22 protein-coding genes are annotated in these 22291 nt (G+C 40.8%); 9 read left to right on the top strand and 13 right to left on the bottom strand.

The window, feature by feature from the left end:
- Positions 1–5: 5 nt before the first annotated feature.
- The 5 genes from ACXZ1K_RS04695 to ACXZ1K_RS04675 all read right to left on the bottom strand — a co-directional run bounded on the left by ACXZ1K_RS04695 (position 6) and on the right by ACXZ1K_RS04675 (position 6956).
- Positions 6–1322 carry a DUF6055 domain-containing protein gene (locus ACXZ1K_RS04695; RefSeq protein ID WP_458972222.1) on the bottom strand — a complete coding sequence of 439 codons (1317 nt, stop codon included), beginning with the start codon at positions 1320–1322 and terminating at the stop codon, positions 6–8.
- 111 nt (positions 1323–1433) lie between these two features.
- Positions 1434–2510 (bottom strand): DNA polymerase beta superfamily protein, encoded by a 1077-nt coding sequence (locus tag ACXZ1K_RS04690; protein WP_458972221.1) that lies wholly within the window; start codon positions 2508–2510, stop codon positions 1434–1436.
- Positions 2507–3262 (bottom strand): nucleotidyltransferase domain-containing protein, encoded by a 756-nt coding sequence (locus ACXZ1K_RS04685; protein WP_458972220.1) that lies wholly within the window; start codon positions 3260–3262, stop codon positions 2507–2509. The genes ACXZ1K_RS04690 and ACXZ1K_RS04685 overlap by 4 nt, the downstream gene beginning before the upstream one ends.
- A gap of 553 nt (positions 3263–3815) precedes the next feature.
- Positions 3816–5399: a TROVE domain-containing protein gene (locus ACXZ1K_RS04680; RefSeq protein ID WP_458972219.1), complete on the bottom strand. Its 1584-nt coding sequence runs from the start codon at positions 5397–5399 to the stop codon at positions 3816–3818.
- Positions 5400–5501: 102 nt separating this feature from the next.
- On the bottom strand, positions 5502–6956 hold the full coding sequence (locus tag ACXZ1K_RS04675; protein WP_458972218.1) for an RtcB family protein: 1455 nt from the start codon (positions 6954–6956) through the stop codon (positions 5502–5504).
- A gap of 104 nt (positions 6957–7060) precedes the next feature.
- Between ACXZ1K_RS04675 and ACXZ1K_RS04670 the strand changes: the two genes are divergently transcribed.
- Complete coding sequence (locus tag ACXZ1K_RS04670; RefSeq protein ID WP_458972217.1) at positions 7061–8080, top strand: helix-turn-helix transcriptional regulator; 1020 nt, start codon at positions 7061–7063, stop codon at positions 8078–8080.
- A 38-nt stretch (positions 8081–8118) separates the two neighbouring features.
- On the opposite strand, the gene ACXZ1K_RS04665 is transcribed toward ACXZ1K_RS04670, so the two are convergent.
- The 3 genes from ACXZ1K_RS04665 to ACXZ1K_RS04655 all read right to left on the bottom strand — a co-directional run bounded on the left by ACXZ1K_RS04665 (position 8119) and on the right by ACXZ1K_RS04655 (position 10681).
- Positions 8119–8766: a hypothetical protein gene (locus ACXZ1K_RS04665; protein ID WP_458972216.1), complete on the bottom strand. Its 648-nt coding sequence runs from the start codon at positions 8764–8766 to the stop codon at positions 8119–8121.
- A gap of 204 nt (positions 8767–8970) precedes the next feature.
- Positions 8971–9660, bottom strand: coding sequence for a LytR/AlgR family response regulator transcription factor (locus ACXZ1K_RS04660; RefSeq protein WP_458972215.1), 690 nt, complete (start codon positions 9658–9660; stop codon positions 8971–8973).
- Between the two features lies 1 nt (position 9661).
- Positions 9662–10681, bottom strand: a complete 1020-nt coding sequence (locus ACXZ1K_RS04655; RefSeq protein ID WP_458972214.1) for a sensor histidine kinase — start codon at positions 10679–10681, stop codon at positions 9662–9664.
- Positions 10682–10849: 168 nt separating this feature from the next.
- On the opposite strand from ACXZ1K_RS04655, the gene ACXZ1K_RS04650 reads away from it, so the two are divergent.
- The 4 genes from ACXZ1K_RS04650 to ACXZ1K_RS04635 all read left to right on the top strand — a co-directional run bounded on the left by ACXZ1K_RS04650 (position 10850) and on the right by ACXZ1K_RS04635 (position 14416).
- Positions 10850–13054, top strand: a complete 2205-nt coding sequence (locus ACXZ1K_RS04650; RefSeq protein ID WP_458972213.1) for an outer membrane beta-barrel protein — start codon at positions 10850–10852, stop codon at positions 13052–13054.
- 366 nt (positions 13055–13420) lie between these two features.
- Positions 13421–13693, top strand: a complete 273-nt coding sequence (gene rhuM, locus ACXZ1K_RS04645; RefSeq protein ID WP_458972212.1) for a RhuM family protein — start codon at positions 13421–13423, stop codon at positions 13691–13693.
- Positions 13694–13725: 32 nt separating this feature from the next.
- On the top strand, positions 13726–13917 hold the full coding sequence (locus ACXZ1K_RS04640) for a type II toxin-antitoxin system HicA family toxin (RefSeq protein WP_458972211.1): 192 nt from the start codon (positions 13726–13728) through the stop codon (positions 13915–13917).
- Between the two features lie 106 nt (positions 13918–14023).
- On the top strand, positions 14024–14416 hold the full coding sequence (locus ACXZ1K_RS04635; RefSeq protein WP_458972210.1) for a type II toxin-antitoxin system HicB family antitoxin: 393 nt from the start codon (positions 14024–14026) through the stop codon (positions 14414–14416).
- Positions 14417–14492: 76 nt separating this feature from the next.
- Here ACXZ1K_RS04635 and ACXZ1K_RS04630 read toward each other — a convergent pair whose 3' ends face one another.
- The 5 genes from ACXZ1K_RS04630 to ACXZ1K_RS04610 form a co-directional block, all read right to left on the bottom strand.
- Entirely contained in the window at positions 14493–15911 is a 1419-nt protein-coding gene (locus ACXZ1K_RS04630) for a M56 family metallopeptidase (RefSeq protein ID WP_458972209.1), read from the bottom strand.
- Positions 15912–15915: 4 nt separating this feature from the next.
- Entirely contained in the window at positions 15916–16278 is a 363-nt protein-coding gene (locus tag ACXZ1K_RS04625; RefSeq protein ID WP_458972208.1) for a BlaI/MecI/CopY family transcriptional regulator, read from the bottom strand.
- A gap of 194 nt (positions 16279–16472) precedes the next feature.
- Entirely contained in the window at positions 16473–16814 is a 342-nt protein-coding gene (locus ACXZ1K_RS04620) for a HepT-like ribonuclease domain-containing protein (RefSeq protein ID WP_458972207.1), read from the bottom strand.
- Positions 16801–17112, bottom strand: a complete 312-nt coding sequence (locus ACXZ1K_RS04615; protein ID WP_458972206.1) for a nucleotidyltransferase family protein — start codon at positions 17110–17112, stop codon at positions 16801–16803. The genes ACXZ1K_RS04620 and ACXZ1K_RS04615 overlap by 14 nt, the downstream gene beginning before the upstream one ends.
- A 57-nt stretch (positions 17113–17169) precedes the next feature.
- A complete protein-coding gene (locus ACXZ1K_RS04610; protein ID WP_458972205.1) occupies positions 17170–17403 on the bottom strand; it encodes a hypothetical protein in 234 nt (77 codons plus the stop codon).
- 115 nt (positions 17404–17518) lie between these two features.
- Between ACXZ1K_RS04610 and ACXZ1K_RS04605 the strand changes: the two genes are divergently transcribed.
- From ACXZ1K_RS04605 to ACXZ1K_RS04590, 4 genes are all read left to right on the top strand, one after another.
- Complete coding sequence (locus ACXZ1K_RS04605) at positions 17519–19687, top strand: hypothetical protein (RefSeq protein WP_458972204.1); 2169 nt, start codon at positions 17519–17521, stop codon at positions 19685–19687.
- Positions 19688–19772: 85 nt separating this feature from the next.
- The gene (locus ACXZ1K_RS04600) at positions 19773–20027 is read left to right on the top strand and encodes a hypothetical protein (protein ID WP_458972203.1); all 255 of its coding nucleotides are present in this window, start codon (positions 19773–19775) and stop codon (positions 20025–20027) included.
- Positions 20028–20243: 216 nt separating this feature from the next.
- Positions 20244–21581 (top strand): MutS-related protein, encoded by a 1338-nt coding sequence (locus tag ACXZ1K_RS04595; RefSeq protein ID WP_458972202.1) that lies wholly within the window; start codon positions 20244–20246, stop codon positions 21579–21581.
- A gap of 44 nt (positions 21582–21625) precedes the next feature.
- Positions 21626–22258: a hypothetical protein gene (locus ACXZ1K_RS04590; RefSeq protein ID WP_458972201.1), complete on the top strand. Its 633-nt coding sequence runs from the start codon at positions 21626–21628 to the stop codon at positions 22256–22258.
- Positions 22259–22291: the final 33 nt, after the last annotated feature.

The raw sequence follows: 22291 nt of genomic DNA, 5'->3' as shown, positions 1-22291 counted from the left end.
TGATTTTATTTGTTCAAACTCGTCCCTGATAATTTAATTTGATAAGGAAATTGCTGGATATTTTCAGCTTTGCGATCCAATGGAATATGTGCAGATGGGGCAGCACTGACGACCAACCAAAGAAATTGAGTGTCTTTCGGCACATCGAAGGTCGCTAGTTCATTCATGTCTGAATGCATCTTGCCATATACCCGTTTACCATTCGCTCTGTAGGCGACAAACCCAAATCGCCAGCCCGTTCCTGCTGCTTTAGCACTTTTAGCATCATTTAATGCGCTTAGGCCTTGAAATTGAACGGAAATCTTCTTTTCGGATTCTGGTACTTTTAACTGGATGGCATTGTAGCCGTAGCTTTCCAGAATATTTTCTGGGGCAATCTTCAGCCATCCGCTATCTGTTTCGATTAACTTGCTATGATGCTGGTTCTCATATTTTTTCGCTATCGTATCTATCCTCTTGATATCCCAGGTCACAAATCGCCTTGCGGCATCAAAAATCTCATCGTTAAATTTGTTTTGACTAATTTTAGTGATGCGCTGGTAGGTTTGTGCCGGATCTTCACCCTTTCTAACCTCTCGAAGCAGTTTACCATAAAATTCCTTCCCATGAAGGCTTGCCCAATACTCAATTACAAATGGGGAATGGTAGGTATTAATTGGGTGCAAAAAGGCATGATGTGTATTTTCCAGAAATGCTTTGAGGTGGAAATTTTCGAACGTGAGCCAGTCTGGATACACTTGCCATAGCAAATATTGCGCACCCATTTCATTAAAAGCGCCTCTAAAACTTGTTCCGTTATGGTCAGTTTCTGCAAAGAATTGGAATACATGCCCAAGCTCATGGGCGAGAACGCCGTAAGGTTCTTTGCTCATCCGCACAGCTGGCGACCATAATATTCCAACTTTTTGATCTGCCCCCCATCCGTATGCCGTACCATCTTTACCACCCGTAATAAAAAACAGAATCTTATAGCGGTCACTTATAGAACTTCCCTTTTTAACAACCTTCAACTCCTCGGCATAGTATTGATAATATCGCTCCAATTCACTGACTGCTCTGGTGATGTCAAATCTTTTGGTTCGGTCATCGTTTAACAAAGGATCATCTCCATATTCCTTCGACCAATAAATCATGAAATTAGCAGATTGAACACTCCTTTTATTACTGTACTCGCTCTCATTGTTATTGAAATCGTTGTTATCTGGGACCGTAGAGATCTTTTTGGGCAGATAAATCTCCTTACCACCATCAGCAGCTTTGGTGTTAACGCTTAGTGCTGCAAACGACCCAATTATAAGTAGAACAATTGCTAACTTTTTCATAAAGGGAAGATAAAATATCCTAAAGACACCTTATGCCAAATGATAAAATTTGGAAAGACATTATTAAAATATAGCTGGCATCGATAAGGCATAATTAGGTGAGCTCGCGGATTATAAGTCGCACATCGAATAGTATTTTGTCCTGATCTCTACTAATATTGATTCAGCTTTGTTGTGATCAGGTTTTTCCGGCAGAGAGGAATTTCTATAAGCGACCTGTACACTTTCCATTTTGGCTTCCACCATCTCCATTAGCGCATCAAACTCAAATTCGCCATTGCGGATTTTCAGGAGAAAATCTCTGTCTTCTCGTCTAACGATTACCTTATGTTGCAATGCAATCTCTTCCGCCATATTAAGCAGTCTAAACGTGTGCATCATGTTCTTTGAATCGTAGCTTTTACCGTGAGTTAAAGTAAACTGATAACGTTGCTCATTTCGCTTTGCTTCCCATTCTTGATATTCCCTGTATTCACGGCAATAGGTAGAGTAGCCATCTTTATTAAAATTTATTATAGCAATATGTTCCAATCCTTTAGGTACAGTACTAAGCTGCACATCATTGGCATTAGGACCAGATGCAATTCCTGCGAATCTGCCTTCATTTAATTGTTTCTCATGATAAAGTAAGTAAACATCCCGAAAATGATCGAGCTTAACAAGGCCGCATTGATCCTGCGTATACTGATATGCCATAAGCCACTCTTTGAGTGCGACACTACCATTATTGTGTGTTACGTAACAAAAGTCCAGCACCGATTTATGTTCAGCATCCATTGGGTTATTGATCTTTTTATTCAACCCAAGTGCTTTCCTAATTTGCGTTTGTGCATAACCGGCAAAAGTATCCTGGCAAAGTTTAGATAGGAAATCTTCAGGCTTGATGAGTTCGAGTAAGGGGTGACGGAATAAAACATGCTCCCTGGGAGTGCTTAACAACTCTAAGATATTGGGATTATTCTTCGTCAGCAATTCCAGAAAACGGCCGATCTCAAAATACACTTCATCACTGGTTTCGTTGGCAATTTGCTGTTGCTGATCAAACCCATAAAGCTGATGTTGGGGCATAATGAAAATCCCCTTTTTGTCTATATCGGAACCCTCCACGTTCAAATGGTATGCCGTACTGCCACTAACGCAATCCAACAGGATCAGCTGCTTATGCTGTCTAAGTTCTTTATAGGTCATACCCCAATGTATTTTCTGAAAACTTGATCCAACTCATTTGTTTGCTGCCTTATAGAAGGTAACAAAGGTATCTGGATCTTGCAATTAGATAGCGTGGTAGCCAGCCAATCATTCAGCAATGCCACTGGCTCAATCATCGCTTTTTCATCCGCCACAAGCTTTTTCTCCATCAACTTCTCAATGCCTTGCTGAACTTTAGGGTCTTTAATCAGCACCTTTAAAGGTTCAAATTCCATTGGTGGTACGCTATGACGCTCAATAATCCATAAGCATGCAAGAACGGGCCGCAATGCATAAAAGTAGCGTTTCATCTTCACATGGTCACTTTGCAGATCCTCAGAAAATGTATTGTAAGCCATCGACAAATAGTGATTTGCAGCAGATCGCAAAGAAAAGTAACTAGGCATAAGTCCACGCATTTCCCTTGCAAAGTTAGGTTCCTGGCAATATACAATAGGCGATTGTAGCCACTCGTATAACGGTCCGTTGGATTTTAAAAACAGCTTTAAAGCCTTTTTGATATCCCAGCCGCTAATATCCAGCACCTCATCAACGGGTAAGCCAACGGTATCCGTACTGTCGGCTATACTCAGATAATCATCAGCTGCTCTGGTGTAAATAAACCGGACATCAAAATCACTGTCAGGGGAAGCAAAACCCCACGCGCGACTACCAGATTCACATGCGTAAAGTATTTTTATGTTTTCAGACTGCTCTAATTCGAGTAGCTTCTGAAGGATAATTTCTGTCATGATTCAATCGTATAATTTACATAATATAAATGAAAGAGCAACACTTGGCCAGGGTTTGCATTTTGCGTGACGGGCGAAGTAACACTGATCTACGGCATCTTCTTTAACTATTAAGGGCAACAAAGTCAATATGCGCAATTTTAACTGCTCTACCATCTGAGCTACATCAGCTTACGCCAACGACCGGGATCGAACCGGTGACACGAAGTAGCGCATATTTACGGCACCTTAATATTTTTTAAAAAGAAGGGTAAAATTCAATAAGGCAATCTGCGCTGAGCTCTATCCAGTTGAGCTACCTTACAGGGACGGATTCGAACCGACAACCGCAGCGTCCAATCGAAGTAAGACTTATTTACGACACCTTCTTTAGTATTTTATAAGGAGCAACAGGCGATTCGGGATGGGGGACCGCTTTTGGGACTCGAACCCACAGCATCATTTGCACGACACTGCCCACCCCCTCCAATGGTGCGAAGTAACCCGTTTCTACGGCATCCTTATATTTTTTATTTCTTTAAAAGAATGAGGAACTGGGCTCCCCATTCTTGGTTTATAATTCTATTTTATTGATTGCATCCAATGCGGATTCGCCATTTTCCAAAGCGGCCAGTACTTCAAAAATTTTATCACTCCAGCCCGCGATTAGGTAGACACCATTCCGTAGTATTTGCAATGGAGCTTGACCGTAACCTTTTAAATCGAACAGGTATAGTTTAGCTTCGGGTGATACCGCTTTCTTATAACGCAACCACAATGTCTGTATATGACTATCTGAAGCAGAAGTGGCATTCCACAACTGACCATCGGTAAACAACAACACTTTGTCCATCCTGATCCTACGGGAAAGAATGTCTTGGATCACCAGGTAACCATTAGTGGCATAACCCACTTCACCCTCACGGCGGTAAAACTCCTGCACATTGCTCAATATATTGCTGCGGGGCACAGTAATCGTTTTCCATGAATCACCAAACATGCCAACCACTGCATTTTTACAACGTGAATGCAAGAGCATAGCCAGCATCAATCCTACATCGTAAAGTAAGATCTTTGATTTTGCGGACACAGGTGTTTGCATGGACCCCGAAACGTCGCAAGCAATGAGCACACTTGTTTCATGATCAAAACCTTTGATGTTTGCAGCACTTGCCTGAACCGCCTTTTCCAAAGCATCCAGTAAATCACCGCTATACCCTGTATTTCCCCCCTGCACCATGGCCGCTAGTTTTTTTACAATGCCTATGACAGGGCCAGTAGCGGATGGGTCAATCAGTTCGCGGTAAGCCGCCAGATAACGGAAAGGGAACTGCTTTGCTTTTGCTACTTCCGCGGCATCACCCAAACGGGCACATACCTTTTCGAAATGTGCATAGCTTACACCAACTTCCTGAATATTTCTCAGGTTTCGCAGCAGGGCCATATAGCCCAGCTTTCCGCTGTCAATCAGCTCTTCCCATTTGCTACGGAACGCCATGGCTTTGGATTCAACGCTGTCAAAATTCATTTGGCCTAATGCAGATAACTCCGTCTCCCAGGTATAAGGCGTTTTCAGATCATCCGTAACGATTTTGTTGAACAGTACTTGCTGCAACTCGTCTTTTGCCTTAGGGTGCACCAGAAACAGTGCATCACGCAGTTTGATCGCCCCATCACGGTTATATTTACCAAACTGGTACTCATCAAAACGGTTGAAAGCGGTCGACAAACCTTTTTGCAGTTGCTTTGACAAGCGGTTCAGCCTTTTCGTCCCTTTACGCTCGTTGAGCAACTCATAGCAAGCCAAAAGCTCAGTGATCTCATCTGCACGACCAATTACGCCGTCGGTAACCCGGGCGACGAGATTATCGCCCGAGTGCAGCTTAGCCAATTCGGTAACCAATACTAGCGGTACCGAACGCATATACATTTTAGTTCGCGCATACACAGCGAGTTTACCGACAAACAGAGGTTCGCATTGAGCGATCAGTAAACGTAGACGTTCCACTCGCGTTTCATTCTTTTCGTAAAAAGAATCGTTTAAGCTCCAGGTAACTACCGTAGAATACAATTCGAATTCCGGTGTCATCAGAAACGCTTTTGCACCTTCGTGGTTTACCGTTTGATTTTTTGTTCTGCTCAACAGGTTAAATTTCATTTTGAACCTCCTTTTAGTTAGTATTATTTTCTTTTGTCAATACAAAGATTGAAAGCCATTGCGCAGTGTATCTGCGCAGTAAAAATTATTTTAAATTATTTTCTAATCTTCTGGTTTTTCTCTTGCATCTGCCATTCTCACAATCCTTGGTTCAAACTTCGCAAGCACTTCAACCAAGTCCTTTTGCGCAGCCATTACCGCATGAATGTCTTTATAGGCCATTGGTGCCTCGTCCATATCACTACCCATAAGGGTAATTCTCTTGTCGATCAGGTTAGCTGCAATCAGCTTTTTATCCAGTGTTCTGAAAGCCGCACTCCTGCTCATTAAACGACCTGCACCATGGCTGGCCGAGTTGATACTGGTTGCATTCCCTTTTCCCCGCACCAGAAAACCTGGCGTACTCATACTTCCCGGAATGATTCCCAAAACACCTTCACCTGCTGGTGTGGCACCTTTACGGTGCACCATCACTTCAGTACCATCTGCCAATTGCTCTTTCCAGGCAAAATTGTGGTGATTTTCTATTCTTGCCAACGGATTGACTCCCAAAGCACGGGCGATCTTATTGTGAATCTCATGATGGTTTGCACTTGCATATTCACCAGCAAGATTCATGGCGATCCAGTATTCCTGACCTTCATCCTTATCCAGGTCGAGCCAGGCCAGATGTTTAGCCTCGGCAGGCAGTTTTGTCTTGGTCATTGCGATCTTGCTATAGTGGTCTGCTACCGATCCACCAAACCCGCGTGAACCGGAATGCGACAACAAAGCCAGGTATTTACCGGCAGGAATATCTGCTAAAGCACCCTCAACGAGGCTCAATTCTCCCCATTCTACAAAGTGATTGCCCGTGCCGCTGGTACCCAACTGGGCATAAGCCTTGTCTTTCAAAGTACGGATCACCTTGGTTTCATTCCAGGTCGCACTGTCGAACAAGGAACTGTCAAAGTATGATTTAGTGGTACACCCGATTCCGAAATAAGTATGGTCAACCAATATATTTTTAAGCTTATTAGTCTCCGTATCAATAGCTGCTGCAGGCAGGTCAAAGATGCTTAAGCACATTCGGCATGCAATATCTACCCCAACTGCAAATGGAATAATCGTGTTTGACGTGGTCGCCAGCACTCCGCCGATCGGCAGTCCATAACCTTGATGGGCATCAGGCATTAAGGCTCCAGCAACAGCTATCGGCAGTTTTATAGCTGTCCTCATCTGCGCCAGTGCACCTACTTCAATATGTTCCAAACCCCATACCGGAAACTCAGCGATTTCTTCCTTCAGCTTAAAATTGCTGCGCTCTTGTTTAACAAACTTACCTTCCTTACGCATGGCGATCACATCTTCTGCCAAGTTCTTAAACTTGCCGCCTTTCTTCAGGGCATAGGGCATTGGATCATCAATCAATGCTTCTATATTGGCCAGGATTTCTGCCTTCCCCATAACGTTATGTTTCAATAAACCATTGGCCACGCGACTAAAGTTCACTAGGATTTCTACTTCTTCGATACCTAAAGCCCTTAATTCGTTGTTGCTGATTTTTTCTTTTTCCATGACTGTTTTTATTATTTACTGACACAAAGAAATATAGCTCCTGCGCAGTCTATTTGCGTACTTGAAATTAATTCATAAATTCATTGAAAATAATTTCCAATTCAATGCCTGTCAATAGAAACGCCCTCATCCGCTACCGCACCATAGACCAGTGCTTGCAAAACCGTTATAAAAAATGGACGCTGGACGATCTGATCGAAGCCTGTAGTGATGCGATCTATGAATATCAGGATATCGATACAGGTGTGAGCCGAAGAACAGTACAGGCAGATATGGAGATGATGCGCAGCAATAAACTGGGCTACGAGGCACCAATTATCGTGGTCGATAAAAAATACTACACGTATAGCGACAAAAACTATAGCATCACCAACAGCCCACTCAACCAGCAGGACATGCAGGTGCTAAGTGAGGTATCTGGTTTGCTGAAGCAGTTTAAAGGTTTTAATCATTTTGCCGATCTCAATGAAATGGTGAGCAAACTGGAAGACAAAATCTACACGCAGAATACTAATAGCATTCCTGTGATAGATTTTGAACGCAACGACAACTTAAAAGGTCTGGAACACATTGAAGTAATCCGCAAGGCCATTGTAGCCAAAAAAACGATCTGCATCACCTATCGTTCGTTTAAAGCCCGACAAGAGAGTAGCTTTTGTTTTAGTGGCTATCTATTGAAAGAATACCGTAACCGGTGGTTTGTATTGGGCGTGCAGCACAAGCGGAATGGAAGAAACCTGTATAATCTGGCGCTCGACAGGATCCAATCGATAACAGATCACGAAGAGCCTTATCAGGAAAACACCACGCTTGATCTGGCTACTTATTACGACAATTGTATCGGGGTGACCAAATCTCCTCAACAACGTGATTGCGAGGTTGTTTTTTGGATAGACAAGGACAATGCGCCTTATATCACTACGAAGCCGTTGCACCATACGCAGACCCTGCTAACCGAAGACGAAACAGGGAAGATATTCAGTATAAGGGTAATCTTAAATTTTGAACTCGAACGGGAGCTACTGGGTTTCGGTTCCAAGATGAAAGTATTAAGTCCCAGAATTTTAGTGAAACAAATCAGGGAGCAACTGCAAAAGTCAATTGATCATTATCAGCTAACATGAAGTGGAAATATAGAATCTATAGGTATCCCTATATCAAGCTAAAGTGATATTAGTGTGATCAGGGTAAACATCAATCCGGTGATCAACATTAAAAAGAACAAAAATGATCTAATTTCTATTGCTTTATGGCCATCTTTTAACACAAGTCGGCTAAAAGGTTCTGACAATATAATTGCCAAGGCAAATAAAAAGGCGAATGCCAGTGCCAATTGCGCACCTATCCCAATTGGAATACCCTCGTTGCTACTACCAAAATAACCCAGTTGATCGCCCACAAACAATAAATTCCAAATAACAACAAAAACAATAACCGCAGACCATTTCATTGGAAAACTTCCGCTGGATTGATATTTTAATATCTTGGCCTCTACTTCTGCAGGTATAGGTTCAGCGTTATTTAAAAACCCGGTATCTTCAATCCGTTTTATTAAATCGCGACTGCCGGACGTCAAAAAGATGATCTTGTGGCTATATCCATTAACTCGATGATTAATTTTTATTCCGGCTCCAGAAGTTAGCGAAGATGGTTCGAGAGAAATAATATCAGACGGTCTGAAACATACATTGCCAATGATTGATGCATTTAGTTGCAATTCATTTTTATTAACAAATAATTTAGCAAATGGCCACGTGGCTCGGCCAAATCCAATATTTGCGCCTCCGGTTTCTTCTAGTTCATACATCATTACTTGTTTAGAATATTTACGCCTAAGCTATTTAAAAGCAGGCAATTAACAAAATTAGCACCTCTATTGGCTTAGAAGATATCAACTAACTAAATGTTTGACTAGATGCACGGTATGAATTTTTCGATGTGACCATTGCACCGAGCGATGGCCACCAATTGAGTAAAGAAGAAAGAGAACTTATTGAGGAACGTGCAAAACTGGTCACAAGCGCCTCATCAATTCTTCCCGATAAACCTTTCCTATGGGCAGCTTCCTGCTATTGACCGTGATCTCGTTACCTTCTAAATATTTAATCGCCTTTAGTGATAGCACAAATGATTTATGTATACGGATAAACATATTGCCAGGCAACTGTACTTCAAATTGTGTTAGCGTTTGTTTAGACATAATACGCTCGCCTGTATTTCGATAGATAAAAATGTAGTTACCGTAAGCTTCTACATATTCAATTTCTTTTAACAAGATCTTCGCAAGCTTTTTATCAGATTTTACCATCAAAAAATCCTCATTGTCATTCAGCTTATCGGGAACGCCAGTATTGCGATCTCTGTTAACGACTTTTTCAGTGGCCTGTACAAAACGTGGAAAGGAAAATGGCTTTAACAGGTAGTCAACTACCGACAACTCAAATGCTTCCAACGCAAACGCTCCATATGCCGAAGTAATAATTACGGCAGGATATTTCTTAAGTGAACGCAACATCTCAAAACCGCTTAGCCGCGGCATATTCATGTCCAGAATAATGAGGTCTATCTCTTTTTCGTTTAATATCTGCATCGCTTCAAAAGCATCCTCGCAACTGGCAGCCAGCGTTAAATAGGGTATTTGCGAGATGTACGTTTTGAGTATATCTCGAGCAATAGGTTCATCATCTACTATAATGCAATTCATATCAGCCCAGTTCTATATCCAGTTTTATTTCAAACAAATCACCTTCCTTGATAATATTTAGCGAATGCCGCTGCGGGTAAATCAAATTTAATCTTTGTTTAACATTATCAAGCCCCAACCCGCCTTCTGCTTTATTTGCAGACAGAGAATATTCCGGATCAATGGAATTCTGAACATATAGCTGTAATCTATTTTCATTAAACTGAAATATAATGTGTATAAAAGGCCGACGGTCTTTAGGACTTGAAAAATGCTTAAACCCATTCTCAATGAATACAATTAATAACAAAGGGGCGATGCGTTGGTCTGTATAATTGCCAAACACTTCCATTTTTATTTCCGTTTTATCACTAAGGCGTATCTTTTCTAATTCTACGTAGTTAATAATGTAATCCAGTTCCTTCTTAATGGGCACATAGTTTTGATTAGTATCATATAGCGAATAGCGCAGCAATTCTGATAACCTCAACATCAACCCTGGCAATTTTTTAGATTCTGCAACCGATAACCCATATAGATTATTAAGGGTATTGAACAAAAAATGGGGATTTAATTGTGCCTTTAGGTGTCTAAGTTCATTTTCCTTCTGATGTTTATCTAAGATTAGCCCGTCAAGCGCTACCTTATAAATAGTGGCCATCACTGTAAACGTAACTACTGAAAAAGCAATGTGCTCATTCCTCCAGTCCACACGGTCAGTGATAGGAAAAAGCATACCTACGGCGTTTAGTACATAGGGTAGCAAAAAAGTAAGTAGAACCAGCTGTAATAAATAGGCCGCTGCCCCCCAAAGCCAGCCATATTTTTTAAAGAGCGGTATCACCAATAAATTTTGGGAATAACCAGGTATCACAAATTCCAACGTCACTTGTAGTACTAAGCAAATCATAGTGAGGCCGGTCATCCTATCGGGATACTCCTTAAAAAAGATTACCGCGCATGAAACAATCAGCCAGAAGCATAGGTGGGTGTAAACTTTATATGGCTTCAGAAAGAGCTGTGTCCAGTCAAATGGTTTCATTGTCCAAAGAAAGAGTAACTGTAAGCATAAAACAAATTTTGATGATGAACGTCCATTTTTGAATGATGAACGTCAAACACAGCCGTTTATCATCAATCTCCTTCATGTTGTCACTATTATTTTATCGCCTGGGACTGCCCCGCTACTTTCGGTTATAAATCAAAAAATATGAATGCGAAATTTTTACTCACCTTTATCTTATTGGTAAATGTCCTTGCAACAAAATCACAAACCACCAACCTAAAGGATACCACAATTAGGAAGCCGGATACGCTTCAAACAAAAAGTGAAGTACATCGTCTTGAAGAAGTGGTGATTAAAAATAATAAACCTGTAGTACAGCAGGACATCGACAGGATAAGCTATAACATCCAGGCCGATCCTGAGAGCAAAAGCTCAACTATTTTACAGATGATGCGTAAGGTACCCCTATTGTCCATCGATGGCGATAACTCGATTAGGTTGAGGGGGAATACAAACTATAGAATATTTATTAACGGAAAACCCTCTACTATTGTCGACAGAAATCCGCAGGCCGTATTACAAAACATGCCGGCTTCGAGTATCGAAAAGGTGGAAGTGATCACCACAATTCCTGCAAAATATGAATCGGAGTCTCTGGATGGGATCATTAATATTGTGACTAAAAAGCGTGTTAGCGATGGCTATTTGGCAAGTGTAAATGCAGCTCACCGATTTCCGGTAGGCGGACCAGGGGTTGGAGGAAATTTTACCGTTAAAGATGGCAAGTTTGGTATTTCAGGCTTTTTGGGCGGAGGCTTTTTTGATTCACCACAAATTACCAATTCAAACAAACAGTACTCAAGTAATGCAATATTAACCCAGGGTACGGCTGTGAAATTCAATGGTAGAAATGGATATTTAGGCACAGATTTCAGTTATGAAATTGACAGCCTTAATTTGTTCACCGCGCAGTTCAATACCAACGCAAATCATAACCGTACAAAAAGCGATCTGCATTCGCTGTTAACTGATTTTACTGATCCGACCCAAAGTTACAGACTGATTGGTGATAATACTGGAAAGGGCTTAAATTTTGATGCTTCGCTAAATTATCAATTAGGTTTTAAAAGAGATAAAAATCAACTGCTAACTTTCTCTTACAGAATTCTTCAAACAAATAATGATCGATTCGGAAATTTTGATGTCGCCGACGCGATAACCTATCAATCGCCAGATTATCAACAGCGCAATGACGAAAAATCATTGGAACAATCTTTCCAGGCTGACTATACACATCCATTTAAAAAATTAACTTTAGAAGCCGGGGTAAAAGGAATTATTCGAAACAATAAAAGTAACTTCCTTTATGATACCCTCAGCACAAATCAAATATATACTACGAATGATGGGCTCAGCAATAACTTTAATAACAAACAGAATATTATTGGGTTCTATAACTCGTATCAATATAGAATAAACGCCTGGAACTTTAAAACAGGGGTTAGATTAGAGCAAGCTAATGTTGATGCAAGTTTTATTTCTAACAATACGCAAATCAACAAATCGTATTTTAGTTTTCTCCCATCTGTATCTATTCAAAGGCAGTTTAAAAATAATAACAGTCTCACATTGGAATATTCACGAAAAGTTCGAAGACCTGAAATTCAGCATTTGAACCCCTTTGTAGACCGGTCTAATCCAAACTTCCAATCAAGTGGAAATCCTAATCTGCGACCTGCCTCCTCCAATAGCATAGCCTTAAGCTACGGTAGTTTCAAAAAATTAGCGCTAAATATCCGGGTAAACTACGACTTCAATTCCAACATGGTTTTCCCAACCTCGCTATACGATCCTGTTAGTAATGTAACACGATCCACTTTAGAAAATTCCGGTCATTTGAACATGTTGGCCAGTAACATATACATAAGCTATCCGCTTACTCCAAAGTGGAATATAACTTCTAATTTGACAACAATATATGGGCGCGTTGAAGGTTTAGTTAATCAAACAATAGTGAGCAATCAACGGGTAATGTATTATTTCTCAGCCTCATCAACCTATCGTTTTGACAAGGGATGGAGCACTGCTGGGAGCGTTAATCTCAATGGTGCTGATATCAATTTGCAGGGAATAGAAAATAGTCCTTTCCGAGGTTGTGGATTTAGCCTAACCAAAGAATTAGCCAAAAATAAATGTTACTTTACTGCTGAAGCCAGCAGCCCATTTTCCAAGTACCGTAATAATACAGGCACAACAAACGCTCTTAACTTTCACCAGGAAAGGAATAACCAACGATATGCCAGAAGTTTTTCTGCAAGCCTGAACTATCGCTTTGGAGGGTTGAAATCAAGCCTTAAGAAGAACAAAAAGGGAATTGCCAACGATGACAACGGAATTTCACCATATTGATTATAGGGTAACAAAATTCAAGTTTGATTGATATCAATGTAAACAACAAAAAATTATATTTAAAATCAATACGGGTCGAAGTATTAAAAAGTAATAAAACTAGCGACCACAATGCCATTGCAGTTAATCCACTTTATTCACCTGCTGGCAACAGTGGAGATAATCCGCTTTACAATCCAGCATCAAGATCCATTAATGAGTCAGGTGTATCTGTCAAATCAAACACTAAAACAAAACCTAAGCAGTAAAGCAAAAGTGTAGCATCTCCGTAGCAGTAAAAAAATTTCTGGATTTTCTTGGCTTTTCTCAAAAAAAACACAGTGACTTGCACTAAGCTTTGCGAATAAACGCAGCGATCCCAATTTTATGCAAATAGAACAAATCATGATTTATCATACTCCAGACTGGGTAACGGCCATCGATGTTAAACTTGAAAACGAGACTGTGTGGCTTTCAGTGGGCTACCGTGTTAGTTTTAAAAAGGGCACCCAGTTCCGTATCTGGGTCAACAAAATCCTCAAAGATTACCTAATCAGAGGTTACTCTGTTAACGAAAAGTGCTTAAAGAAACAGATAAGGCAATTAGGTAAACTTTTGTATACTTTATTTGCTAATAAGTATACATTTATATACTTTTGATATGAATTTAGCAAGTAAATATACCATCTAACATGAAATGGAATGAGCTAAAGAAATTGCTTCAGAAAGCCGGATGGCAGAAGCTTAGAGATGCTAAGGGTAGTCACGAAATATGGCACAATCCTAAACTTGAAGGAAAAACGATAATAATTGCAAATCATCCGTCCCAAGAGGTAGGAACTGGACTAGCGAATAAAATTCTTAAACAGGCGGGGCTTAAATAGCCCCACCTGTGAGATGAAGGTTGCTCGATACCTTTGCATCGAGCCTTCAATCGAGATGAGAGATATTACATTATTAGACCGATGTTGGTCGAATTAAAAGAACGAAATGAAAAAGATAGTTTTTGTAGTAGAAAGAACTGGAACGGGTTTTTCTGCCTATTCTGAAGACTTTGAAAATATTCCTGTTGGAACAACTGGGGAAACAATTGAGGAATTAAGGGCCAATATTGTCGAAGCGTATAATTCTTTTGCTGAGCTTAGCGGAAAGAAAGAATTATCAATTAATGATTTTTCAATTCAAATCGATGTACCACAATTTTTTGAATATTACAAAATAATCAATGCAAGCGCATTGAGTAGTAGAATTGGCATGGATAAGACACTATTGTCTCAATATGTTAATGGACATAAAAAGCCAAGTCACAAGCAAATTGAAAAAATCATGACTGGCATTAAGCAATTAGGCAATGAATTGGCGTCGTTAGAATTGTCATTTTAACTTTAAGCCAAGGAAAAGCAAGAGGAGCACTTTTATCTATTGTGCCCCTCAAACTTGCATATAAAGACATTAACAATTATTTCGATTTCTTAGTGGTAATAAAGATCACACCGTTTTTAGCTTTGTCGCCATATTTTTTTATGTAAGGTATGCCGTCGCTGCTATCCTGCGCATTAGCATCAACTGATCTTACAGCTTGAATATCTGATACAGGCAGTTTCTTCAACTGGCTTGATGTCGCAATTTCACCATTGATCAAAATTAACTTGTCTTTAAACTCAGCCTGACTTGCGGGCTCAGTCAATTTAACATCAATAACTTTAGGTCGCACCGGATCGCTGGTTATTGTGTAGGAATAAGATACCCCGAATTCTTTTCTGGTGGAATCTATTTTCCCGTCTGAAATCATCACCATCTCTTTAGGCATATCAGAAATTACAATACTGGAGATCGTCGTATCACCTTTCTTTTTAAGGATAGTTATGGTTTTGGGCTTCACTGTGTCAACCCGTTTAGATATGCGAACTGCTGTTATTTTTTTATTTTTCTTGGGCGTGTCGGTCTGCTCAATGTGATAATTTGAAGCACTAACCTGTGCATTGGATTTTAAAGACAGGAGTTGGGTTTTAACTACTTCTGCTTTAGATATGCCGACTATAAAAAGGCAGGCAAAAACACTTGGAACCAGGAAAGCATACCTGGTCAGGTTTAGGTTCGAGGATCTTTTTGCGTTCATCATCTTGATACGTTTTTTTAAGGTTAAAAAATTAAAATGGTTAGTTATGGCAGCCGATGCGGTCTCGGCAGTGCTTACATGTAATAGGCTATATTGATAGGCTTTGCTGTCGGCCCCTTGCTGCAGGATCTTACGGTCGGTAATAAATTCTACATTTTCGCGCACTGCTTTCTTCATCAGCCAAACACCTGGATTAAACCAGTAGGCAACTACGCTGAGCTCGGCCAGTAAAATATCAAGCGTATGCCATTCGTTAACGTGTACCTGCTCATGGCGAAGTACGTTTTCTAGATCAGCGGGCTCAATATTGTCAGGATTAATGTAGATATTTTGCCAAAACGAGAAAGGACTGATGTTTGCCTTAGTCACCCGCACCTCATGGTCATGAAAAACAGCAGGAATTGAACCGCGGTACAGTCGGTAAAGGGAAGCGAGTTGAAGTGTTAATCGCGCAGCAAAAACTAACAAACCCGCCCAAAACAAATAAGTTAATACGGTCCAGTAAGCAGGTTCTTCGGCAAGTTGTGTCGCCGAAGTTTGCCAGTTTATAGCTATCTGCTGTACGCTTGCCAGTTGCTTATGTTGTAAAAGCGCTGGTATATCAACAAGCGGGTAAAGGGAAGCGCATAGAATACTTAAAACCAGGTAAACACGATTTAGGGTATAGAAGGTGAGCTGGCGCAGCACCAGGTAATAACCCAGGCAAAACACAACTAGCGCAATATTTACTTTTAGCAGGAAAATAAATAACTCAGGCATATGATTAAGATTTAGGATGCTCAATCATGTTGATAATCTCTTTTAATTCCTTGGCGCTGATCTTCTTGTTTTTAGCGAAAAAGGTAACCAGATCCTTGTAAGAGTTTTCAAAGTAGTCGCTCACAAAACCGCTCATAAAGCGTTTTTTATACTCCTCCTCTTTTATGGCTGCTTTGTACCTGAAAGAGTTTGCCACTTTCTCGCTGCTTACAAAACCTTTACGCTCCAGGTTTTTTACCGTTGAGGCAAGGGTAGTGTAGGGAGGTTTAGGCGCAGTCATCGCGTCTAAAAAGTCTTTGATAAAACCCTCCCCGAATTGCCATACTGCTTGCATGGCTTCTTCTTCTTGTGCTGATAATTTTTCCATAGCTTATTACGATCTTTTCGTAAATCTACGAATGTTTCGTAACAAACCAAATTTATTTTAAAATAACGGCATGAATATGAGCTAGTTTAACATATTTTAACTTTACGATAGCGTAAAAAAAATAAAAACAGCCGAAGTATCTGGGGAAAAGAAATTGTTGAGCAAGAGGATCAGATATGCGAAAGACGGCCCTATTAACTATTGCTTTGGATAATTTCTGCAATATCAATGTGCAGCTGCGGCAATTTTGAAATTATGATATCCCATACAATTTCATAATCTACACCAAAATAGTCATGAATTAAGCGATGACGAGTATTTGCCATTTTTCTCCATTCGACATGAGGGTTGTTGATTTTGAAATCAGGATCTAATTTGGTAGTGGCCTCTCCGATTATCTCGAGGCTTCTAATCACAGCACGTGACAAGATGGGATCATTGGTAAACTGATCTTTATCTTTGTTTTCGGTGGCCTTTAGCACAAAAATGACCTCGTCAACAATATGTCTTAGCAACTCAATATTAGATAGCAACATTTTCTGCTTGCTGGAGAATATGAGGACCTATATACTTACTTAAAGACTGTGTCGTAACTAATTCAACTCTTCGTCCAAGTAAATCTTCAAGATAAAAAGACAATTCCATAAAATTGTCGTAACTTTTTTGCTGTGGCTCAAATTCGACTAGCAAATCGACATCACTGTTTTTTTTGAACTTGCCGGTTAGAAACGAACCAAAGACACTGAGTCTACAAACTCCATACGAACGGATTTTCTGCCTATTAGTTAAAAGGGCAGAAAATAACATTTCTTTATTTTTGACGGCGGCACTCATGATAGCAAATTTAATTATAATTCAGTTGGAAAGCAATATTCGAAATGATCATACTACTCACGGCCATTCCACAATTCGCCGATGTTCAGTCAGCAAAAATTGTCTACTCTTCGCAGTGGCATCATCCGTTAAACTGCCGAAGGTGATGATCGGTGCGTTTATACAATAATAGCCAATTTGCTCTTCCGTCATTTTTCCAAAAAATGGATGCACCAGGTTCGGGTTTGAAATAAGCATAACGTCCCGTTTAAGACTTAAAATAAGCTCTTCATCTGCTAAAGGTCTTGTCATTCAAACAAATATACCTGGATAGATATATATTCCGAAGGTGTTAAAAAGACAAAATCAATGGTAAATTGCGACACAAGAATCTGTTTTTGTATTTTACACGTTGATGAATTCCCTTATGAATAAAAAGATGCACGCTGTTTTCACAGCATTTACTTTCATATTATTGTTAGGCAATGTTGCAATAGCGTATTCCGCTATTAATAAAAAACAGGAGAATAAGATAAACGGCAAGATTACATATAGCAAGAAAAATCACCGCATTACTTTATCCTGGCCAGCATTCGGCGGTTCAGGAAATTATGTAATCACCAGAGGTGGAAGTCGACTGGCAGCAGATTTTCTACAACTCGGTTCAACTTCCAAATTAACATTTACCGACAATAAGCCAAATAAAGTTCAATACGAAAACTATTATAAAATTACCCGAAATGACATCACCATAGTCCTCTCCCTGGAGCAACAGATTTTTGGCGACAATATGTATTTCTACGACAGGAAGTATGAAAAAGCAGAGACGGCAAGAAACGACATTAACTCGCAATTCGGAGCGATTGGTCGTGGAGGTTCCAACGGTGAGTGGACCACCAAACGACAGGCCTATTATTTCAAGTCGAACGTAAACGGCCAAAGTTACGATCCTGGGGGCTCGGGTTCTGCCTCATCCGCAGCAGCGAACGCCATAGAATTGGGCTTCTATTCACACATTGGCGGTTTGGGCAAAGTGCCCTCGGCAGTTAAGTTGGGTGCAATATTCACCAGACCTCACCTTTCCGGAGGAGCAAATGCCACCTGTACTTTTTGGCGTTCGGTGGAAAACGTATCCGTAATGCGGGATTTTGCATGGACAGTTTCGCAATCAACCAGCGCACGAAGAATGTTAATTGAAAGCACTTCTAAATATATTTCAGATATCGGAGCCAACAATTTCTGGGGCAGCGGCGGTTTTATCGCCGATACCCATTACACCTCATCCAGACCAAACTGGGGCGGACAGCAACAGTGGCACACCCGGAACGCCATCTTCCCTGCTGGTTCGAACACCATGGGCGGTTCTTATAATATGGTTTGGCAGGGTTGTGTCAACCCTCCACAATCCGATGCCATCAACTCTTCAATTGCGGCTACGCCCATCATCAGGGAAAAACCTTTTCTTTTTATTGATGATGATCAGGAATATAAAATTTTCGTTCCGGCATGGCAAAAGGATAGAACAGGTACTTCCTGGTCGGCAACAGCAATGGGTAAAGGAAAAATCCAGGACTTGCTCACGGATTGGTATGTGGCCAAAGAAGGCGACACCGATGTGGAAATTAACAATGCGCTGAAAGCGGGCAAAAACATATTTTTCACACCCGGTCATTACGCCTTGAACGCACCTATTCAAGTGAATAGAAAAGATGCCATTTTGCTTGGTGCCGGCATCGCCTCCGTAACATTGGAGCCTACTGAAAAAAACACCTGGGGCTGTATTTATGCCGACGATAAAGATGGGATTATTATCGCAGGGCTACTCATGGATTCGTCCAACAGCACAACCTATCAGATTAGGGTTGGTGAAGAGGGAGCAAAGGCAAACCATGCGGAGAACCCAATTTTGCTTGCGGACATCACTTGCAGAGTTGGCGGCGTACAATCTAAAAATATTCAGATCCATACGGCCATGCAAATCAACAGCAGCAATGTGGTGGGCGACCACTTTTGGTTGTGGCGTGCCGACCATGGCTCGCAACCTGGCGGACACGTTCGCTGGTCGAGGGATCGCTGTAAGAATGGATTAATAGTTACAGGAAACGATGTGACCCTTTACGCGCTATTTACTGAGCATTTTCAGGAATATGAAGTGCTTTGGCTGGGTGAGCGTGGCAGCACCTATTTCTTCCAAAACGAACCTCCATACGATGCCCCAGATCAAGCCAGCTGGAGCAGTCAGGGCGGCCGTGTTAATGGCTATGCAGCATTCAAAGTAGCCAACACTGTAAAAACTCATCTTAGCATCGGAATGGGCTCTTACGCAGTGTTCACAGGGACTGACGGAAACGTAAACAAAAGCAATGGCTTTGAAATACCCAATAGCCCAAATGTAAAACTCGAAAAACTGGTGATCACCCGCTTTTCTGGTCCGGGTAACATTCTGAACGTTATCAATGGTACTGGTGGCAGCACCTCAACCGGCGTAAAACGTGTGGCAGTATACAATAACAGCGCTGGCACACCCCCTTACGATGAAGAATTTAGTCTACCCAATCGGGAATCCTATCCTGCTTATATCAAGATGGAGAAGTAGTTCATTTTGCGACTTATCTTTGTCTCTAAAGATCTCTTGTCAACTACAATAAAAACTATAAATTTGCCGAACTCACCACAAAAGCATGATTAAGAACACTACTGCAGCCCTAACAAACGAACAATTAATAAAAAAGAAAGATCTTCTTAAAGGCGTTTCCATTGGTTTTGGCATTATCTACATTATCGCGATCGCCATCCTGATTTATATCTTTGCCACAAAAGGTTTCAAAAACCTTTCTATAGGACTAATCCCAATTTTTACCTTCCCATTAACCCTGCTTCCCTTATTGATCAATTTAAACACAGTAAATAAAGAGATCAAAGCAAGAAAGCTTTAGTTCCTGTTTTCAAGGGGCAATGTACCACTCTTCTTCTCGCATTGAAATTAGCTCAAGCGCACTTCAGTCGTGCCTTGTTCGCAAAACGGGTACCTTTTTGCGAACAAGCTAATACCTGGGTACGACCAAGCTACGCTTAAGGGTAAACCTAAACCAGAGCTTGTCAGGTCTTAGAATGGTACAACTAGTGGATAATATTCCTTACCTTCAAGGCAGATGAAATCAGAACGCTTCTTCATGGATGAGCAGACCTATGCTGATCTAAATGTGCATCAAACAGACAAAAACTATTTTTCCCTGTATGGACTGTTTAAAAAGACCAAAATCCTTGGCGGTCGTGAGCGGTTGGAACAAATGCTGCGCAACCCAACTAATGATTTCGAAGAGATAAAGTTGCGATCTGACGCAATTGGTTCGTTGATGAATATGCCTATCGACCTGGACATCACCCATAGTCAAGCCGATTTAATTTTGCATTACCTGAAACACGAGAAAGATTACCACAATGGAAACTTGATTGATGCTACAGTTGCCTATTTAAAGAATAAAATCCGTGAAAGCCCATCCTATTACACCATACTCATTGGCATAAAACAATTGATTAAATTGTTCGTATACAGCGATGAACTGATCATCAAACTGGAAAACAGCAAGTCTGAATACCTGATTGACATTGCCGGAAGATTAAAATCCATCCTGGAAATGCCTGTATTAGCGAATGTTGTCAAACTGAGCAAAAAGAAAAAACTCCGGTACTTTGAAATTGGGAGACTTGACAGTATCATCCGCAGGAAGGGCAAATTAGTTATCATCGACCTGCTTCATCTCTTTTATGAGCTTGACGTGCTTGAGGCCGTAGCTAAAATCGCACAGCGGGATGGATTCTGCGTCGCAACCTATCATGAAGGGGAATCTTTAAATATCGAATTGGAAGGTCTTTTTTATCCCGGCATTAAACAAGCGGTGAGAAACAACATCAGCTTAAATCCCGATCAGCATTGTATTTTTTTAACGGGATCAAACATGGCTGGAAAATCCTCCTTCCTCCGTTCCCTTGCGACATCAGTATACCTGGCGCATCTGGGTTTTCCGGTTCCAGCAAAGCGGATGACGACTACAATACTGAACGGATTAATGACTACCATTAATCTTGGCGACGATTTAAATTCGGGCTTGAGTCATTATTTAAATGAGGTATCACGAGTGCGTAAGATTGCAGAGCTGTTAAACCATCAAGACAAAACACTTGTGCTTCTTGATGAACTTTTTAGAGGCACCAACCCTGAAGATGGGTATACCGCATCGGGTGTGGTACTAAAGGGGTTTTCTCAAATTAAAAATTCCGGATTTATTGTATCCAGCCATTTGTCACAACTTGCTTGCGATTTAGAATCTGCCAACGTTGCTTTCAAACATTTGGAACATATCATGGATGAACACGGTTTAAGATTTACTTACAAACTTGAAGACGGGATTTCCAGGGAAGGGATCGGGATGTATTTCATCAACCGAGAGGACATTGCCGGTTTACTAGCCCAGGCAAGCAACCAATAGATTTAAAAATTCTTTGTCTATATTTAGTAACCAAACCAACTCTAATGGATCTTTTTAATCTTCTGCTAACCTTGCACATTACCGGAGGTGCGATAAGTTTAATTACAGGCGCCGTTGTAATCTTGCTAAAAAAGGGCGGGAAACTTCACAAAATCATCGGCCTGATCTATTTCTATAGTTTACTACTGGCTTCATTGGTGTCTTTTCCAATGTGTTTCCTTCATCCAAATTTGTTTTTGTTCATCATAGGGGTATTTACCAGTTATATGCTGCTGACGGGAATACGTTATCAAAAAAAGACAGGCAGCGGTAGCGTAAACGTGTACGACTGGATGCTTTCAACAATCATGTTATTCTTTGGATCAGGTTTTATTGTGCTTGGCGCAATCAATCTATTTAATGGCATAAACTTCGGAATTGTTTTGCTTGTCTTTGGATCAATCAGCCTTGCCTTCGTTTTACAAGACTGGCGGAATTACAAAGGCAAATCGCCCATTAGAAACTTTGGCCTAACTACTCATTTACAAAGGATGATTGGCAGTTATATCGCAGCCGCCACAGCCTTTCTGGTTGTAAATAATACGGTCTTACCAAGTATATTGGCTTGGCTGCTTCCCACGGTTATATTATCTCCATTAATTTTCTGGTGGACAAAAAAATATCTGGTGCGCATTTAGCCTACTTCTCAGACTGCATTATTACTGGGCCGT

The organism is Pedobacter jaeyakensis (genome assembly GCF_054461315.1).
This window is presented reverse-complemented; position numbering and strand designations above follow the sequence as displayed.

What these genes read in the sequence shown, in the direction of transcription:
- ACXZ1K_RS04605 (WP_458972204.1), top strand. Translation starts at nt 17,519, where the DNA reads ATGAATAAAAAGATGCACGCTGTTTTCACAGCATTTACTTTCATATTA.
- ACXZ1K_RS04660 (WP_458972215.1), bottom strand. Translation starts at nt 9,660, where the DNA reads ATGAATTGCATTATAGTAGATGATGAACCTATTGCTCGAGATATACTC.
- ACXZ1K_RS04635 (WP_458972210.1), top strand. Translation starts at nt 14,024, where the DNA reads ATGAAAAAGATAGTTTTTGTAGTAGAAAGAACTGGAACGGGTTTTTCT.
- ACXZ1K_RS04595 (WP_458972202.1), top strand. Translation starts at nt 20,244, where the DNA reads ATGAAATCAGAACGCTTCTTCATGGATGAGCAGACCTATGCTGATCTA.
- ACXZ1K_RS04690 (WP_458972221.1), bottom strand. Translation starts at nt 2,510, where the DNA reads ATGACCTATAAAGAACTTAGACAGCATAAGCAGCTGATCCTGTTGGAT.
- rhuM (WP_458972212.1), top strand. Translation starts at nt 13,421, where the DNA reads ATGCAAATAGAACAAATCATGATTTATCATACTCCAGACTGGGTAACG.
- ACXZ1K_RS04630 (WP_458972209.1), bottom strand. Translation starts at nt 15,911, where the DNA reads ATGCCTGAGTTATTTATTTTCCTGCTAAAAGTAAATATTGCGCTAGTT.
- ACXZ1K_RS04625 (WP_458972208.1), bottom strand. Translation starts at nt 16,278, where the DNA reads ATGGAAAAATTATCAGCACAAGAAGAAGAAGCCATGCAAGCAGTATGG.
- ACXZ1K_RS04640 (WP_458972211.1), top strand. Translation starts at nt 13,726, where the DNA reads ATGAAATGGAATGAGCTAAAGAAATTGCTTCAGAAAGCCGGATGGCAG.
- ACXZ1K_RS04670 (WP_458972217.1), top strand. Translation starts at nt 7,061, where the DNA reads ATGCCTGTCAATAGAAACGCCCTCATCCGCTACCGCACCATAGACCAG.
- ACXZ1K_RS04655 (WP_458972214.1), bottom strand. Translation starts at nt 10,681, where the DNA reads ATGAAACCATTTGACTGGACACAGCTCTTTCTGAAGCCATATAAAGTT.
- ACXZ1K_RS04600 (WP_458972203.1), top strand. Translation starts at nt 19,773, where the DNA reads ATGATTAAGAACACTACTGCAGCCCTAACAAACGAACAATTAATAAAA.
- ACXZ1K_RS04610 (WP_458972205.1), bottom strand. Translation starts at nt 17,403, where the DNA reads ATGACAAGACCTTTAGCAGATGAAGAGCTTATTTTAAGTCTTAAACGG.
- ACXZ1K_RS04620 (WP_458972207.1), bottom strand. Translation starts at nt 16,814, where the DNA reads ATGTTGCTATCTAATATTGAGTTGCTAAGACATATTGTTGACGAGGTC.
- ACXZ1K_RS04590 (WP_458972201.1), top strand. Translation starts at nt 21,626, where the DNA reads ATGGATCTTTTTAATCTTCTGCTAACCTTGCACATTACCGGAGGTGCG.
- ACXZ1K_RS04685 (WP_458972220.1), bottom strand. Translation starts at nt 3,262, where the DNA reads ATGACAGAAATTATCCTTCAGAAGCTACTCGAATTAGAGCAGTCTGAA.
- ACXZ1K_RS04695 (WP_458972222.1), bottom strand. Translation starts at nt 1,322, where the DNA reads ATGAAAAAGTTAGCAATTGTTCTACTTATAATTGGGTCGTTTGCAGCA.
- ACXZ1K_RS04650 (WP_458972213.1), top strand. Translation starts at nt 10,850, where the DNA reads ATGAATGCGAAATTTTTACTCACCTTTATCTTATTGGTAAATGTCCTT.
- ACXZ1K_RS04680 (WP_458972219.1), bottom strand. Translation starts at nt 5,399, where the DNA reads ATGAAATTTAACCTGTTGAGCAGAACAAAAAATCAAACGGTAAACCAC.
- ACXZ1K_RS04675 (WP_458972218.1), bottom strand. Translation starts at nt 6,956, where the DNA reads ATGGAAAAAGAAAAAATCAGCAACAACGAATTAAGGGCTTTAGGTATC.
- ACXZ1K_RS04615 (WP_458972206.1), bottom strand. Translation starts at nt 17,112, where the DNA reads ATGAGTGCCGCCGTCAAAAATAAAGAAATGTTATTTTCTGCCCTTTTA.
- ACXZ1K_RS04665 (WP_458972216.1), bottom strand. Translation starts at nt 8,766, where the DNA reads ATGATGTATGAACTAGAAGAAACCGGAGGCGCAAATATTGGATTTGGC.